Below are 16,315 nucleotides of genomic sequence, written 5' to 3'. Positions count from 1 at the left end.
ATTCAAGATTCAACCGATTAAAATATATGCTCCGGAGCCAAGGGTGCTTGCAGGAAGATGAAGATCAAATGGCTGCAAAAGGTAAAATGCACCTCATTCCTCTCCGGATAAGTTGGAATGCTGCAGTGCAGTGTTCTGTTATAATCTGCCTCCTGGCGGCAATCCAATCGCCCTTGATAGGCTGTGCAGGGGCATCTCAAGAGGATCTGCTGGACCGAATTGCCGCTTCACCCGACCCGACTTCTCCTATTGTCAATTCTTCGCTTAATGGATATTCTTCGTCGCATCCCATATTATTCTATTCACCCATCGCCAGCAGGACTCAGGTGCTCAGCAAGGGCTTTTCTGGCACATCCCTGCATCACTCTATCCAGTCAGCGCATGAGATCTCAGGATCATCGGAGTATACAGTCTCGGAGAGAAGCTATCAGGAGGGAGATTCGACACGTATCAGCTCCAATTCCATTGGTATGAGGATCGACGAGACTGTAACCGAAGGCAAGGTCAGCATTGGTGCGTTTCAGGCTGATCTCTCCTCTCAGGATGGCACGGATTTGGAGAGCAGCAGAAAAACGAGCAATCCCTGGAGAGACCCGGCCCTGATGATGGAAGAGGAATACATCGGCACATTTCACATATCAAGGAATATGACCATAAAGAGCAATTATATAATTCAGGGAGAAAACTACAGCTGGCTGGGTTATGACAGCGTTTATTTGAGATTCATTCCATCAAAGCCAGTGTCATTCAGCGCAGATGAGATATTCAAATGCCTCAAATGCAGCTGAAATTGAGCAGATCCGAATTCCGCAGATCAAAAGAAGATGAGAATCGAGTATCGTTATCGATCTCGATCCCAATTAAAAAATTTCGATGCAGCCTGAATGGCCTCACATGCTCAGGCTTATAGGCACTAAAACCTGATCGATCAGATAGACGACGCCATTGCTGTACCTCTCGGATCCCGATACCCTGGCCATGCTCACATAGCCTGTGGCGGAATCTACTGCCAGAGATTCTCCCTGCAGGGTTTTGGCGGAGCCGGATTCGGTCATATTGATGAGATCCTTTGCCTCAACCATATGATAGCCAAGCAGGTCTATCATTCCCATATCCTGCTTTTTGATCGAATCGACAGTGGACTTGGCGGCATCAAATGCCTCATCACTGGGAGCGAAGATGGTAAATGGCCCTTCTCCCAGGGTGGTGATTCCCATAAGCCCCTGGCCATTCAGCCTATCCTCCAGCCCTTCAGCGACAATGGCAGAGGCAAAATCCTTTGCACCCAGATTCTCTGCTGCCTTGGCCGCGCCAGCCATCGAGCTCTTTTCAGGCATGAGCACCTTGTCGATTACATAGATGACACCGTTATCGTATTGAATGCTCTCTGTTACATTGGCCCCATTCACCATCAGACCATCGGTGCTGTTGATGCTGAGGTTCTCACCCTGCAGAGTCCTTGCGCTATCAATATCGGAGATATTCACAAAGGAACCGCTGTTCCAGACCGCATGATAGGAGAGAACCCGCTCAAGCTCCGTCTGATTCTCAATGAGGATGTTCATGTCCATGTCGTCAATTGCGGAAAAAGCATCATCGCTGGGGGCGAAGATCACAAAAGATCCGGAATCGAAGAGGAGGACACCCTGATTGTCCAGAGTACTGGCAAAACCCGTGCTTTCAGCCAATTCTGAGAACTCAGTCAGGCCCAATTCCCCGGCAGCATCCAGGACTCCATGGGCAGTTGTATTATTTTGTGCCAGGCATGAACCCATGCAAAGCCATCCCGTAATGAACAACAGACTCAGGAATATCAAATTTTTCCTTGTCATATCATAACCTCCACTCATTTCGCTGGATAGTTTATCAACTGGATAAAAGATAAACCTTCTGCATAAGCCGAAATATTCAATACTGATAGAACGGCTATGCGAGGATGTGTCGCCCGAGAGAGTCATCTTTGCCTTGTTGCTGGTCATGCTCCTGCTTCCATTTACCGCTGCCGGACATGTGCCTCTCATAGGAGGAGGAAATGAGGATATATCCTCTGCCCTGCATATCTCTAATCCGGCTAAATCCTGGGCGGTTTATGCCGTTTTAGAGAACGAAACCGTTCATTATTTCAGCTTTGATGTCAGAGAAGGAGAGAGAATCTATATGGGGCTGCTCAAATCCACAGACCCGGCAGACGAGGGCTTTCTGCCAGACCTTCTCTTGATAGGGCCGGGTATCGGGGTTCAGAGCGGCTCATCCGCCCAGCAGCCTGAGGGGAACACCTCCCTCGAGGGCGCCGTTCTTCTTGAGAATTCTGCTATTCCCAAGAACATAATCCTTCCTGAAAGCCTTAAGGATCTGGGTGCTCTTGCAGCCGATGGAAGGGAAGGAATAGCGACCTATGAGCCCTTTGGTCCAAGCAGCTTCATCGGGCTGGCAGAGATCAACCTCTCTGCCCCTCAATCGGGCCGGTATTATGCCGCGATCTATGAGAACACCAGGAACGGCTCGAATGAAGGGGCATCATTAAGAGCAGCAGAAGCAGATGAGAAAGGAGGCCACTATTGTTTAGTGGTAGGATATCGCGAGGAGTTCAGCTTCACCGACAGGATGATCGCTCCGATCCAGATCGCATCGGTTTACATCTGGGAGGGGCAGAGCGTCATTATGATCTTCATTCCCTATCTGGTGGCTTTAATCGCTGGAGGGCTCATATACTGGAGAGGAAGTCGTCGCAGCTTGTTCAGCCTGACGGGGACTTTAGCAGGCTTTCTGTTTCTCGGCACCAGCTCTCTGGTCATAACTCAAATGATCTACAGCCTCAGCCGCGCTCCTTATGGTCCGGAGGTCTATATCACCATGGCCATAATCCTGTTCCATGCTCTCTTGGGAGTGGCATCTATCCGCCTGGCCAGGGGGGAGGCAGGAATTCTGCAGAGATCTCTTCTGGCAGTGATCGGGACTATAGCTCTCCTGGGAGGATCGGGCGTGATACTGGGACCAATGCTGGCTGTATCTGCCAGCTTTCTTCCCACCATTAAGAGATCAGTTCCTGGCGATCTCCTCCAGAAAGCTAGCTGATGTATAATTTTCGGGCTCTGCGCTGAATTGTGTGGGTGAGGTCAGGCAGAGAATATGGCCTCTGTTCCTCTGTGTTTAGGTCAGAGCACCGCGGTTCACCACAGAGGCGAAAAGATACAGAGAATATACGATTAGAGTTCACCCATGATAAATAGCGAGGAGCAAATTTTCGCTATGAAGCTATAATGTTCGCGAAAGAGGTGATTTCCCTTTTCTCAGTTCCAACTCTCCAAAAGAAAGCTTCCTCAGGGATTCAACAGGGGAATATTCGAGCCTTTTCGTATCATTTTATCCATTGACCAACCCACTCCCACAAATATATAATAATATTAAAAATATAATAAAAAGAGTTTATTAATCTATCCTCACTTCTCACTCAGATGGTGTGTGAGATTAAAAATAAAAATCAATAAATAATAAAATTTTCTAACAAATTTAAATATTTCTCTTTTTTAGATATCTTATTATCTATAGAATTTAAATTTTGATAATAATAATTAATATGTACAAAATTTTTAAAAAAATTAATTATGTAAAAAAATAGAAAATGCCGATAAATTGAAGAATAGTAAATTTGTTATATAAATTTATGAGTTTAAAGTTAATTAGATATTATTTATTTTTCAAGAAATTTCACGCTAGATCCGAATAGAATATCAAAATCCTTTAAATGGAACTGGATACTATAAACTATAGGTATGATTTTATTACCCCCTCGAAAAGCCCAGTTTTGTTAATCACTTTATTCCATATACTATACGAATATGCCCCTCTTGCCGCCTATCCTCATCATTTACCAGAGAGAGAATGGTTCTACAAGCTAAATCAGCATTCTAGCTCCATTCATTCACATATACTATAAGATTTAAAGGCTTCAGAGAAAATAATGTAAAAATTTTTATAAACTATTAAACTGACCAAATGCTCTATACTTTATAGACTAAAAAGCTATTTATAAAAATAACAAATTTAAAACTTTCAGGTATCAACCCGATTTAATTATAAAAATATAAGCTATAATTATAATGATTTTACATAATTTGCAAATGTTTTATAACGTTATTTATTTATAATTACATCGAATTGATTATGTTGTGATATTATCATAAAATCAAATAAAAAAATAAATGTTATTTAGACATAATACATTTAAAAATAATTAATAAACAGATCATTTTTTAAATAAAATTTTAAGATTCTTTTCATTGAAGCTATAATTCAGGCAAAAAGTTAGAGTTAAAAAGGCAGAGATAACGAGGCAATTAAAGCCGAGCTGAGCAAATGAATGAAGGGAAAATCGTGTGCAGGGGTCAGGGCAGCTTAGATTTTAAAAAGGGAGTGTTCTACGCTAGATGACTAGCCAAGAGTTATTCCGTCATGAGGCCAAGAGATATTCAGTTGCAGGAGAATCAATCACTAAAAAAAAATAGAGGGTGAGATACTCCCTTGAGCATAGCAGGTATCTAGCTGAGAATTAGGTTTAGAGCTGTCCCAACCACAAGGGCAGCGACAAGCCTCAAAGCCACTGATTTTGCCGTTCCCGAGACGCCAAGCTCCTTGAGCATCACCATGAATGTTGCTACACAGGGCATATACATGGCCAAAACCACGGCAGCAATAACATACTGCACCGGAGTCATATCCAGGGGAGCGAACATGCCTATCCCAACGTCCTTGCGGAGAAAGCCGATAATCAATGCAGTGGCAGCATCGCTGGGAAGACCCAGAAGCCCGGATACAACCGGCTTCAGCTCCTCGCCTATCAGATGCATCAGTCCGGTCAGATAGAAGAAGTTCATTATGATCATGCCTAGACCGATATAAGGCACTGCCTCTTTCAGGAACTCCCGCACCCGAATAAAGGTCTTCTTCAAAAGGGCTTGTAGATTTGGCATGCGGTAGGGAGGGATCTCCAGGAAGATCTCCGGCGACTCACCGCCAATGAACCTGTGGAGCAGATAGCCTGTGATCACAAAGGAGAGAAATAAGGTGGCATAGACTATGAAGATATACCTCAGGCCATAGGGAGCGAGTATGCCGAATATCATGGCGCTCTGAGAGGCGCAGGGAATGGCCATGGTCATCAGAGTCGCAGCTAGATACCTCTGCTTGGCCGACTCCAGTATTCTGACCGAGAGAACAGCAGGAACGCTGCAGCCCATTCCCAATACACAAGGCAGGATAGCAGCACCATGAAGGCCTATCCTGTGCATGAAGGCATCCAGGATGACGCTCAGCCTGGGAAGGTAGCCGATATCCTCCAGTATGCCCAGCAGCAGATAAAAGGGAATTAAAAATGGCAAGACTATCCCTAAAGGAATATAGAGGCCGGTGGTCAGAATTCCAAAGGACTTTAAGAGCTCTGGACTGCTGCCAATCAATATCTCCCTTAAGAGCTCTGAGCTGACGTATCTATGCACTAAATCGGTTATGAAATTGGAATATGCGATGAATAGGGGATCGGTGACCTTCAACTGCAGAGTTTCGCCCACCTCGATTACCAGACTGAAGGAGAGATATAAAAGCAACAAGGCAATGGGAATGCCCGTTAGGGGCTTGAGCGAGATGTCCTCCAGCCGGTCAAAGAGGGATGGATGCCGATGCAGAACCTTCTGACTCTTCTCAGCTATCTCCCCAATCCGCGCCCAGCGCTGGTCAGAGGATTCAAACTGCACTGGCGGAGGGGTTTTAGCTTTTCCAATGGCCTCCACCAGATCGTAGATTCCCTGACCGCTGACAGCTACTGTGGGAATCACATCCACCCCCAGCGCCTCTGCTAGGATGGCGGTATCGATCTCGATTCCTTTGCGGGTGGCCACATCCCAGAGGTTGAGGGCCACTACGGTGGGAAGGCCTTTCTCCAGGATTTTAAGGGTTAGGTTGAGATTTCTCTCCAGATTGGTGGAATCGATCACATTAACCACCACATCTGCCCCTTGCTCCAGAATGTGGCCTGTCACCTCCTCTACCTTGGATGTGGGCTCGAGCGAGTATACGCCAGGCGGATCGATGAGGGTGGCCATCTTCTCTCCCAGCTTCATTCGTCCCTCCGTATACTCGATCGTGGTTCCGGGGTAATTGGCTGAGACCACCTCAATTCCTGTAAGCCGGGAAAAGATAACGCTCTTTCCCACATTTGGGTTTCCCATCAAAAGGATCTTCAAGATCTATTGCTCCCTTTCTATCGCATCATATGATCTAAAGACTGCAATTAGCAGCCAATTGTAGTTGTCAGCCAAGTCATTCATACCTCATACCTAAGATATACCATTCTTGGATGGCTCTAAGGTATTATATTCATTTAGTTCTTGGGCGATTTGAATTCACCTTATCCCGCTCCCATCTATAACCAGCCATTATAAAAACCTGGTTTGCCATCAAAAAGAATCACTTCTGGAATTTGTCTTATGGCATGAACCCTTGTTGTCGCCTCCAATGACATATGAATTATCAAAAGATAATGCATTGATCAAAATAATAAACGCAAAGTTCAAATAGTATAAAATCTTAATATTCTCAAAAAAATTAGAGAGATATATGCTTGGATCCGGATCCTTTCACTCTAATAAGGGTATGACCCTATTAAGATGTGAAATCTGTTCGGAATTCTGCTGATATGAGGGAGGACGCAAATGCCGATGACGATGTTAGTACCTATTGGAGTTATCATGCTGAGTGGTGCGGTGGGAGGAATTGTGAATGCGCTTGTAAGCGACAATGGCTTCATCAAGCCCAGCGAGGAGAGTGCGGGAGAGGTCACAATAATCCGTCCAGGATTTGCCGGCAACGTCCTCCTGGGAGCAGTTGCCGCCTTCGTCTCCTGGGGCCTCTATGGAGCCTTTGCCAATACCGCTCTATTCGGCACGGTCACGGGAATTGGAACCGAAGAGATCTCCGTTTCCATCTCCTCCATCGCCGGCGCTCTATTGGTGGGAATAGGAGGGGCTCGCTGGCTGACAAATGAGGTGGACAAGAAGCTGCTCCGCACAGCCGCCACCGCTGCCGCCGCCTCCAAAGCGAACTTCGAGGAATCCCGGAAGATCGCCATAGCCACTCCCGCCCAGGCCTTCAATATCGCCAAGAAGATGTACCAGAATGAGCAACCTCGGTCCTGATGGGCCCTTACGATCACAGAGCGCATGTAGGCAATGCAGGCGATGTCTGGAAGCATTTCCTGTTGCTGGAGGTGGCAAATTGCCTCCTCACCCCCGATAGCAGCCTGGTTTATGCAGAAAGCCATGTAGGACGCCCGAAATATGCCTTAAAGCCATCTGGTGATTGGGAGAGCGGAATCGGCAGAATCTGGCCGGCTCTGCCTCTCCTAAAAGATTTTCCTTATTTCAATATTCTAGCGGAATTCAATTCCATCGAATCGCTTAGCTCTCTGCAGATAGAATTCTATCCTGGATCTGCCCTATTGGTGGCAGAACTAGCGAAGAGAAAGAAGGCGGATCTCTTGATCAATATCTGGGATATCGATCCTGCAGTCGGGGCGGCCTGGAATGAATGCCTCGATCATTCTCCTATATCGTTTCATCTGGATGATGGCTTTTCTGGTGTTATGTCCCTATTGAAGAGTTCTTCTCCCGGTCTTCTCTTTATAGATCCTCCTTTCACTTCTCCAGAAGAAAAGGATGCGGCAGAGGAGATCTTCTGCACTGCGAAAAGTCTCGGCTGGACGGTATTATGCTGGCACATGATGGCCACCATCCCTAAAGAGATTCCTTCGTCCTTTAGCGATCAATCCATCGAGTTTTTCGTCAAGTTCTCCCGGATTGGATTGGAGTATGCCGGAGCGGAGGGATGCAGCATTCGAGTAGCGTCTCCAGATGAGACAATGATCCCCCGCATATCTGCCCGGATCAAGGCCTTTCTGCAGATCATCGGATAATAAATAGCTTTCAAATCAAATAATAACATCGGGGTGTAGGGGCAGAGAAGACCCCTCTCCTTCAGGGGAGGGGATGAATCGTGCCCCACCGTTGTGCAGAAAACTATAAACACAATCAACCGCATAAAAAGTATCTATGCTCAAGGCATATAAATTTAGGATCTATCCAACAAAGTCCCAAAGGACGAAGATGGAGAGGACCATAGATCTATGCCGGTGGACATACAATCAGACCTTAGCATACCGAAAAGATGCTTGGGAGAAAGAAGGCAAATCCGTATCCAAGTACGAGACGCACAATCTTCTTCCAGCTTGGAAAGAAGAGAAGCCTGAACTTAACGATGTCTTTTCCCAAACCCTTCAGAATGCCCAGGAAAGGGTGGATCTTGGCTTGAAGGCGTTCTTCCGAAGAGTCAAAGCCGGAGAGAATCCTGGATATCCAAGATTTCGGGGAAGAGGTTGGTACGATTCTTTTACCTATCCTCAGAAGGGGTTCAAGCTAAATGCTGGTAAGCTCTATCTTTCCAAGATTGGTAATATCAAGATCAAGCTCCATAGATCCATAGAAGGCAAAATCAAACGGCTGACCGTAAGGAGAGCTGCGACAGGTAAATGGTTTGCCTGCTTTTCTGTGGAGATCGAAGATCAACTTAAGCCTCCCTGGAAAGTCGGTTCTCTCGTTGGTGTAGATGTTGGTCTGGAAAGCTTTGCGACTCTTTCCAATGGTGAGACTTTCCGAGAAGAGGAAAAGGAACTCGCCAGAGTCCAAAGGAAGCTCTCAAAAGCACCGAAAGGCACTCCAGAAAGAAAGAAAGCTCTTCGGATGGTTGAGCGGGTCCATGAAAGGATCGCTAACAAGCGATACGATTTTGCCCATAAGGTTAGTCGATATCTGGTTAACAGGTTCGGATTGATCGCTTTTGAAGATCTTAGTATTCAAAATATGCTCAAAAACCATTGCCTGGCAAAATCCATCTCAGACGTGGCTTGGAATATGCTTGTGACTCTGACCTCGTACAAGGCTGAGAGTGCCGGTTCGATGGTTGTCTTAGTAGATCCAAGAAATACGTCAAAGATGTGTTCTAGGTGTGGTATCCTAGTCGGAAAGACGCTTTCAGATCGAGTCCACAATTGCCCTCAATGCGGTCTTTCAATGGATCGAGACTGGAATGCTGCAATCAACATACTCAGATTGGGACTACAATCTGTCGGCATCAAATCCGTAGAAGCCCCGGTCTTCTAGGCAGGGGAGTAGTCACCAGATATAATAATCAATACCAAGGAGCTCGAAATGCAGGAATCACTCAATTCAGAATCATATGATAGAGAAGCCTTCTGGCATGATATCAAGGAAAAGTGGCCGGGCAAGTTCAGAGATCTGGAGCGCTTCATCTTCCAGGAAATTCGCCCCGGCAACAGGATATTCGTGGGAACAGGTTGCGGGGAGCCCCAGCATCTGGTCAGATCGCTTCTTGAATTCGTCAAAGAGCGACCCAAAGCCTTTCTTGACGCTGAGCTCATAAACATAGTCACCCTTGGGGTGGCACCATACACGGACGAGAAGTTCCAGAGCAACTTTCGGCTCAACTCCTTTTTCATAGGCGACCATACTAGAAACGCCGTCAATCGGGGCGAAGCTGATTATACCCCCATATTCCTCTCCAATCTTCCCCAGCTGATCCGATCGGAGAGAATACCGCTGGATGTGGCCCTCATCCAGACCACCCTGCCGGACAAGGATGGCAGATTGAACCTGGGAGTGAGCGTCGATATCGTCCGCACGGCGGTGGAGAAAGCGGGAATAGTCATCGCCCAGCCCAACTCTCATATGCCCGCCATTAATGGCGATGGCTGGATCCGGATGGACGACGTGGACTATCTGATCCCCTGGGATGAGCCCCTTCTGGAGTACATAGAGGATGTCCCAGGTGAGATCGCCCAGAGAATAGGAAAATATGTGGCTAGAATAGTGGAAGACGGCTCGACCATCCAGGTGGGATACGGCAGCATTCCCAATGCCATCGTCTCCAGCCTGAAGAAGAAAAAGCATCTAGGGGTGCATTCTGAGCTACTGAGCGATGGCATAGCCGGGCTCATAAGGGATGGGGTGGTGGACAACAGCAATAAAAGCATCAATCCTGGAAAGACCATCGCCACCTTCTGCATGGGCCACCGCTCGACATATGATTTTCTGCGAAATAACGATAGCATAGAGTTCAGGACCATCGACTACACCAACAACCCCCTGATCATCGCCCAGAACAGCAAAATGATAGCTATCAACAGCGCCCTGGAGATCGATCTCACCGGCCAGGCCACAGCAGAGTCTTTGGGCCATAGCTTCTATAGCGGTATTGGCGGCCAGGCCGATTTCATGAGGGGCACGGCTATTGCACCAGGAGGAAAGACCGTCCTCGCTCTGCCCTCTACCGCTCTAGTCACCTGCGCTGATTCCTCAGATGATGAGGCTTCCCAGAAAGGGGGACGAGTCTCCCGAATAGTTCCATTCCTTGGGGAGGGGGCAGGGGTCACATTGACTAGGGGAGATATTCATTATGTGGTAACTGAATACGGTATCGCCTATCTACATGGAAAGAGCATCCGAGAGAGAGCCATGGCCCTAATCGCCATCGCTCATCCCTTATTCCGCCTCTGGTTGATTGAGGAGGCTAAGAGGATGCATCTGATCTATCCGGACCAAGCCTTCATTCCCGGAGTGCAGGGAGAGTATCCGGAAGAGCTGGAGGCATGGAAGACCACCAGGACGGGTCTCGGAATCCTGTTGCGGCCGGTGAAGATCAGCGATGAGCCCCTTCTCAAAGACTTCTTCTACTCCCTGTCCGACGAGAGCATGTACCAGAGGTTCATCTCCGCCCGGAGAGATATTCCCCACCAGGAGCTTCAGAAGTTTGCTGCGGTGGATTACTTCCAGAAGATGGTTCTGGTGGCAACTGTAGAAGAGGATGGTATCGAGTCCATCTGCGGCCTGGGCCAGTATGGCATTAACAGCGATATGTTCACCGCAGATGTGGCTTTGGTAGTAAGGGATGACTGCCAGAACCATGGAATAGGAGGCGAGCTCTTGGCATATCTGACATACCTCGCGAAAAGGCAGGGGCTCCTCGGATTTACCGCTGAGGTCCTGGCAGGAAATGATCCCGTATTCCATCTATTTAAAAAAATGGGTTTTGCAGTCAGCAAGAGGCGCGATTCCGGGGTCTATGAGCTGGTGGCCATGTTTCCCTGACAACTGGTGATGGACCTTTAAAGGATCTTCATAAGGTTCATACAAAACATACTTTTTTACATCATGAGAGCGATCGAAATATTATCCATCGGGATAGTCGATGGAGATCAAGAATCAAAGGGGAGTGTAATATCATATTAAAATCGAGGTGAAGTGGATGAAAAAAGACATTTTTCTAGCAATGTTGAGCATTTTTGTCATATTCATGGCGATATCTGCCCATGGCCAGCAGGGCTTTGACCAGGCTTATACGGACAGTCCGTCTGCGATGGTACCATATATCTCAGAAGGCCAGTATTATGTCGATGGAAGCCTGAATCAATACTCCGAGTTCGATGGATTCGAATTAACTGAGACAGGCTCAAGCTCCAAGGAGAGCACAGTCTACCAGACCGCGGCTCCTTCTGGCGCTCCTGTTCCTGTTGCTCCCAGCAGCCCGGACATCCTGGGGCTGGATATACCTCCAGAATCATCTATAGTGGACTATAAAGAGGCGCCCAGTTCTGCCGGGGCTGAAGACTCACTGATCGCCGCAACTGACTTTGCTCCGACCGACTTCGCTAAAGCAGGCATCGATAGGGCTGACACTTCTGCAACTGGATTCTCTTCCGGCCAGCAGAGAAGAGCGACATCAAGCGAAAAGTCCACTTATCCATCCAGTATCAGCGCCGCAGTCCCAGGTGGAGTGATAGCAAGAAATGAGCTCTATTTGAGCTATGTTCCTCAGACGACAGGAGCTTGCAGGTTATTTGGCTGGCAGCCTATGTGGCTGCAGATTTCCTCTTCCGGCCCATTATGGATCTATGAGTGGTACCCCAATGGAGAGCTGAGTGTAAAATATCTGGGCTATTCCTCTGCCGGATGGAATAAGAAATGGTTCAATGGAGATGTTCCTGGCTGGCATATCCTCCAGTATTACTGCAATGGATGGAGCAACTATATCTACGTATATGTCTACGGCCAGGGCTCCGGCACCTGGACAGATCGGAATTCATATGTTCCAGTGCCGCTCAGCGGGACAGCTGCTGTGACCCTCAGGTCAAGCTGGCTTTTAGGCTATGATGTATACCTTGATGGAGAATATATAGGCACAGAGGGATTCGGAAAGGATCTTTCCGATGGCATTTACAGATTTAATGTGCCTGGGAATATGTGGCATACCATAGTGATCAGCAAGGATGGCGAGAGCTATTGGGAGACAGGGACATTCTTAAGTGGTGCAGCATACAGGTTTACCATTTGATCTGACGATCTGAGCATTTTTTTCATTTTTTTGTTTATTTTTCATTTTTTTGTTTATTTTTCATTTTTTTGTGTAGCATTTCACGCAATCATCCCGCCAACAAGGAGAGAACCTTTTTATCCTCTTTGGCTGCAAATATCCTCTTCCCTATGGATAATAGCATCCTTCTCCTCAGCATGGTGATCGCAGCCATGCTCGTCCTCTTTATAAGCAACCGTATACGGCTCGATCTTGTCGCCATAGTGGCCTGCCTCGCTTTAGCCTGGCTGAGCCTTATCAGCCCATTGGAAGCGATATCAGGCTTCGCCTCAAATGCCGTGGTGGCAATGGCATCGGTGATGATCCTGGGATACGGAATCGAGAGAACCGGGGTAACATCCCGCCTGGCCAGCACTATTATCAAATATGCTGGGACGAATGAGAAAAGGATCATCTCTACTGTATCCATGACCGTGGGCTTGCTCTCCTCAGTGATGCAAAATATCGGAGCAGCCGCCCTATTCCTGCCGGCGATAAGAAGGATAGGTCAGCAGACCTCAATCCCCACTTCCCACCTGATGATGCCCATGGGCTTTGCCGCCATCCTGGGTGGCACAGTAACAATGATCGGCTCTGGACCTCTTATCGTCCTCAATGATCTCTTGCGCCAGAACGGGATGGAGCCCTTCTCCATGTTTGCCGTAACTCCGGTAGGACTGCCTCTGCTCATAGCCGGGGTCGCCCTCTTCGCCCTGGCTGGATCTCGCATCTTCCCGAATAAAAAGGAAAAGAAATGCCAGCTTACAGTGGCTGAGATCTGGGGCATCGACTACGCTATCAAGACTTGCATTCTCCCCCGATCATCCAATCTCTCTGGAAAGACAAGGGAAGAGGCATCATTCAAGATCAAATATGACCTCAATCTGCTTGCCATCCGGAAGAATACTGAGGTGACTGTAGCCCCTTCCCGATATGCTCGCCTGGAGTCCGGCCAGGAGCTGGCCTTCCTCGGATCCAAAGAGGATTTTAATGATTTTATTTCGGCTTCCGGCTGTGTGCCCACTGAAAACCGGAGCAGATTGAAGTCCATCCTGGATAGCGGAGGATTTGGCCTGGCTGAGCTGATCGTCCGGCCAAAGGCCTCGATCATAGACAAAACCCTGCGGGAGATCGGATTTCGCCAGAAGTTCTCCATAGAACCGATCGTTCACTATAGCAAAATGAGGGAGTCAAGATCGGATTTCTATGATACCCCTCTTGCAGCCGGCGATACCATCATCGCCTTTGGATCATGGGACACCCTGAGGCTTCTTGCCAGCCACCAGGATCTTCTGCTGCTCACTCATCCCGAAGGAGAGGAGATTCGCTATAAGAAGGGGCCTTTGGCCGTCATGATATTCATTGCTTCCCTGGCCCTTACCTTTACAGGAATGCCGATCTCTATCGCTCTTCTCACTGGAGCTGTGGCCATGATTCTGGCGGAGATTCTCACTCCGGACGAGGCTTATCACGCCATAGACTGGAAGAGCGTAATTCTCATAGGCGGCCTGATTCCCTTCGGAATAGCGATGGAGAACACTGGAGCTTCCAGGCTCATCGCCAGCTCTTTTGTCGATCTTCTGGCTGGCGCCCACCCAATTGCAGTCATGCTCTCCCTAGCCATCCTCACAACCGCTCTCTCTTTGATCATATCCAATGTGGCGGCAACAGTCCTCTTAGTTCCTCTGGTGCTACTTTTGAGCGCAGGCATAGGGGCGGATCCCAGGGCTCTGGCTCTGCTGGTGGCAGTCTCATCTCAGAACTCCTTTATCCTTCCCACCCATCAGGTGAACGCTCTGCTGATGGATCCCGGTGGATATACCATCAGGGATTACCTCAAGGCGGGAGGCGTTATGACCGTTCTTTTCATATGCATTGAAACAACATTCATCTATTTGTTAATCTGATAAGAGGTGAGAATGATGATCATCCATCAATTTTTCGTCCCCGGCATCGCCCATAGCTCCTACATGGTAGCCGGGAATAACATCTGTGCAGTCATCGACCCAGAACGAAACATCCGTCCCTATCTGGATTCTGCCAAGAAGATGGGTCTTAAGATAACTCATATCCTGGAGACGCACCTGCATGCTGATTTCATCTCCGGCCACCTCGATCTGGAAGAAGCGACTGGAGCCAGGATTTATGCTCCAGCATCTGCGAACTGCGCTTTTCCCCATGAACCCCTAAAAGAAGGGGACAGGATAAAGCTGGAGGATATCATATTCTCGGTGATCGAGACCCCAGGCCACACCCCAGAGCACATCTCCTACATAGCTGCTGACACCAGCAGGGCAGATGACCCTGTATCCCTCTTTTGCGGTGACACTCTCTTTGTAGGAGACGTTGGCAGGCCGGACCTCTTTCCGGGCAGAGCAGAGGAGCTTGCATCATCCCTCTATGATAGCCTGCACGAGAAGATCCTTAAGCTTCCGGACCACTGCGAGGTCTATCCTGCTCATAGCATGGGATCGCTCTGCGGACGGGCGATAAGCGCAAAGAGGAGCAGCACCATTGGCTTTGAAAGAAAATACAACTATGCCCTGCAGATATCCGATCGCCAGGAGTTCATACATTCCCTCACCTCGGATATGCCAGCTGCCCCGGACCATTTCGCTCGCTGCTCAGAGATCAACAGGGTGGGGCCCAATCTCATGAGGAGCCTCAAAACTCCTAAACCTTTGGATCCGAAGGCCTTTTCCAATAGCATAAAATCCGAAAAGGCGGCGATCTTGGACGTACGAAGCTATCCGGCATTCTCCGGCCTGCATATACCTGGATCCTGGCATATCGATCTTGCCGGCAGCTTCGCCACCCAGGCAGGCTGGGTCATACCCCCGAAAAAGGACATCTTCCTGGTGGTTGAAGGGAATGAACAGGTGGACGAGGCTGCTATGCAGCTGCGCCGGGTAGGTCTGGATAGCGTGGAAGCGTTCCTCGAAAGGGGCATGCTGGCCTGGGGAGTGAACGCTATGCCAGTAGATACTGTTCCAATAATAACCCCCAATATGGCAAATGATCTGGTTGCATCGGAAAAGGCGGTTATCATCGATGTCCGGTCAGCGGAGGAGAAGACTGACGATTGCGTCATCGGATCGATTCAGATCCCCTGGCACGACCTCAGAACCAGACATAAAGAGCTATCCAGGGATAGGAAGTACATTGTGATGTGCAGAGGAGGACAGAGGGCGAGCATTGCGGCATCCATCCTGAAGATGAACGGATTTAATAACGTCTTTAATATGGCGGGCGGATTCACCGCGTACCAGAAGCTGGGTATCTGCGCCCTTAACGACTGATCTCTTATGATCGATTGGATAACGATGGATTCATGGTCGCCGTATGTTGTGGGAGCGGGGATAGGGGTCCTCTCCTGGATCGCCTTCCTTCTCTCCGATCGCCCCCTGGGTGCCTCGACGGCGTTTGCCAAGTCTGCCGGTATGATCGAATCGGCGATTAACCGGGAAAATGCGGACCAGATGTCCTACTACCAGAAGATCAAGCCCAAAATTGATTGGCAGTGGATGATCGTCTTCGGCATGATAATTGGATCGCTTCTGTCATCATTCCTCTCTGGCCGTCTTGCGGTTCTGATTGTGCCCCCGATATTCGCTGAGGCCTTCGGAGCTGATGCGCTATTCCGGTTCGCCATAGCTCTGATCGGGGGGATTCTGATCGGTCTGGGGGCCCGTTGGGCTGATGGCTGCACCTCCGGTCATGGCATATCCGGCACTCTTCAGCTATCGCTGGTAAGCTGGATTGCGGTGGTATGCTTTTTTGTCTCAGGGATTGCAGTCGCCGCACTGATCTTTGGATTGGGGATCAAATGAGGGGTGATAAA

General features: G+C 48.5%; 12 protein-coding genes. 10 read left to right on the top strand and 2 right to left on the bottom strand.

Annotation, left to right across the window (positions count from 1 at the left end; all coding sequences use genetic code 11):
• The first annotated feature begins 68 nt into the window (after positions 1–68).
• Positions 69–788, top strand: coding sequence for a hypothetical protein (locus MCON_RS00495; RefSeq protein ID WP_157863597.1), 720 nt, complete (start codon positions 69–71; stop codon positions 786–788).
• A 102-nt stretch (positions 789–890) separates the two neighbouring features.
• Here the strand turns inward: MCON_RS00495 and MCON_RS00490 are convergent, their stop codons facing one another.
• Complete coding sequence (locus MCON_RS00490) at positions 891–1,832, bottom strand: fasciclin domain-containing protein (protein WP_013718091.1); 942 nt, start codon at positions 1,830–1,832, stop codon at positions 891–893.
• 106 nt (positions 1,833–1,938) lie between these two features.
• Here MCON_RS00490 and MCON_RS00485 point away from each other — a divergent pair, with 106 nt between their 5' ends.
• Positions 1,939–3,075: a hypothetical protein gene (locus MCON_RS00485; protein ID WP_048131579.1), complete on the top strand. Its 1,137-nt coding sequence runs from the start codon at positions 1,939–1,941 to the stop codon at positions 3,073–3,075.
• A 1,463-nt stretch (positions 3,076–4,538) separates the two neighbouring features.
• On the opposite strand, the gene MCON_RS00480 is transcribed toward MCON_RS00485, so the two are convergent.
• On the bottom strand, positions 4,539–6,239 hold the full coding sequence (locus MCON_RS00480) for a ferrous iron transporter B (protein ID WP_013718089.1): 1,701 nt from the start codon (positions 6,237–6,239) through the stop codon (positions 4,539–4,541).
• A 474-nt stretch (positions 6,240–6,713) separates the two neighbouring features.
• Here MCON_RS00480 and MCON_RS00475 point away from each other — a divergent pair, with 474 nt between their 5' ends.
• The 8 genes from MCON_RS00475 (at position 6,714) to MCON_RS00440 (ending at position 16,304) form a co-directional block, all read left to right on the top strand.
• Positions 6,714–7,190, top strand: coding sequence for a hypothetical protein (locus MCON_RS00475; protein WP_157863595.1), 477 nt, complete (start codon positions 6,714–6,716; stop codon positions 7,188–7,190).
• On the top strand, positions 7,190–7,966 hold the full coding sequence (gene rlmJ / locus MCON_RS00470) for a 23S rRNA (adenine(2030)-N(6))-methyltransferase RlmJ (protein WP_013718087.1): 777 nt from the start codon (positions 7,190–7,192) through the stop codon (positions 7,964–7,966). The genes MCON_RS00475 and rlmJ overlap by 1 nt, the downstream gene beginning before the upstream one ends.
• 136 nt (positions 7,967–8,102) lie before the next feature.
• Positions 8,103–9,209 (top strand): RNA-guided endonuclease InsQ/TnpB family protein, encoded by a 1,107-nt coding sequence (locus MCON_RS00465; protein WP_013718086.1) that lies wholly within the window; start codon positions 8,103–8,105, stop codon positions 9,207–9,209.
• Between the two features lie 48 nt (positions 9,210–9,257).
• On the top strand, positions 9,258–11,213 hold the full coding sequence (locus tag MCON_RS00460) for a GNAT family N-acetyltransferase (protein ID WP_013718085.1): 1,956 nt from the start codon (positions 9,258–9,260) through the stop codon (positions 11,211–11,213).
• Between the two features lie 181 nt (positions 11,214–11,394).
• Positions 11,395–12,456, top strand: a complete 1,062-nt coding sequence (locus tag MCON_RS00455) for a hypothetical protein (protein WP_048131574.1) — start codon at positions 11,395–11,397, stop codon at positions 12,454–12,456.
• A 125-nt stretch (positions 12,457–12,581) separates the two neighbouring features.
• The gene (locus MCON_RS00450; RefSeq protein ID WP_202795811.1) at positions 12,582–14,381 is read left to right on the top strand and encodes an SLC13 family permease; all 1,800 of its coding nucleotides are present in this window, start codon (positions 12,582–12,584) and stop codon (positions 14,379–14,381) included.
• A gap of 12 nt (positions 14,382–14,393) precedes the next feature.
• A complete protein-coding gene (locus tag MCON_RS00445) occupies positions 14,394–15,773 on the top strand; it encodes an MBL fold metallo-hydrolase (RefSeq protein WP_013718082.1) in 1,380 nt (459 codons plus the stop codon).
• A gap of 6 nt (positions 15,774–15,779) precedes the next feature.
• Complete coding sequence (locus tag MCON_RS00440) at positions 15,780–16,304, top strand: YeeE/YedE thiosulfate transporter family protein (protein ID WP_013718081.1); 525 nt, start codon at positions 15,780–15,782, stop codon at positions 16,302–16,304.
• Positions 16,305–16,315: the final 11 nt, after the last annotated feature.

The organism is Methanothrix soehngenii GP6, assembly GCF_000204415.1.
GTDB lineage: Archaea > Halobacteriota > Methanosarcinia > Methanotrichales > Methanotrichaceae > Methanothrix > Methanothrix soehngenii.
This window is presented reverse-complemented; position numbering and strand designations above follow the sequence as displayed.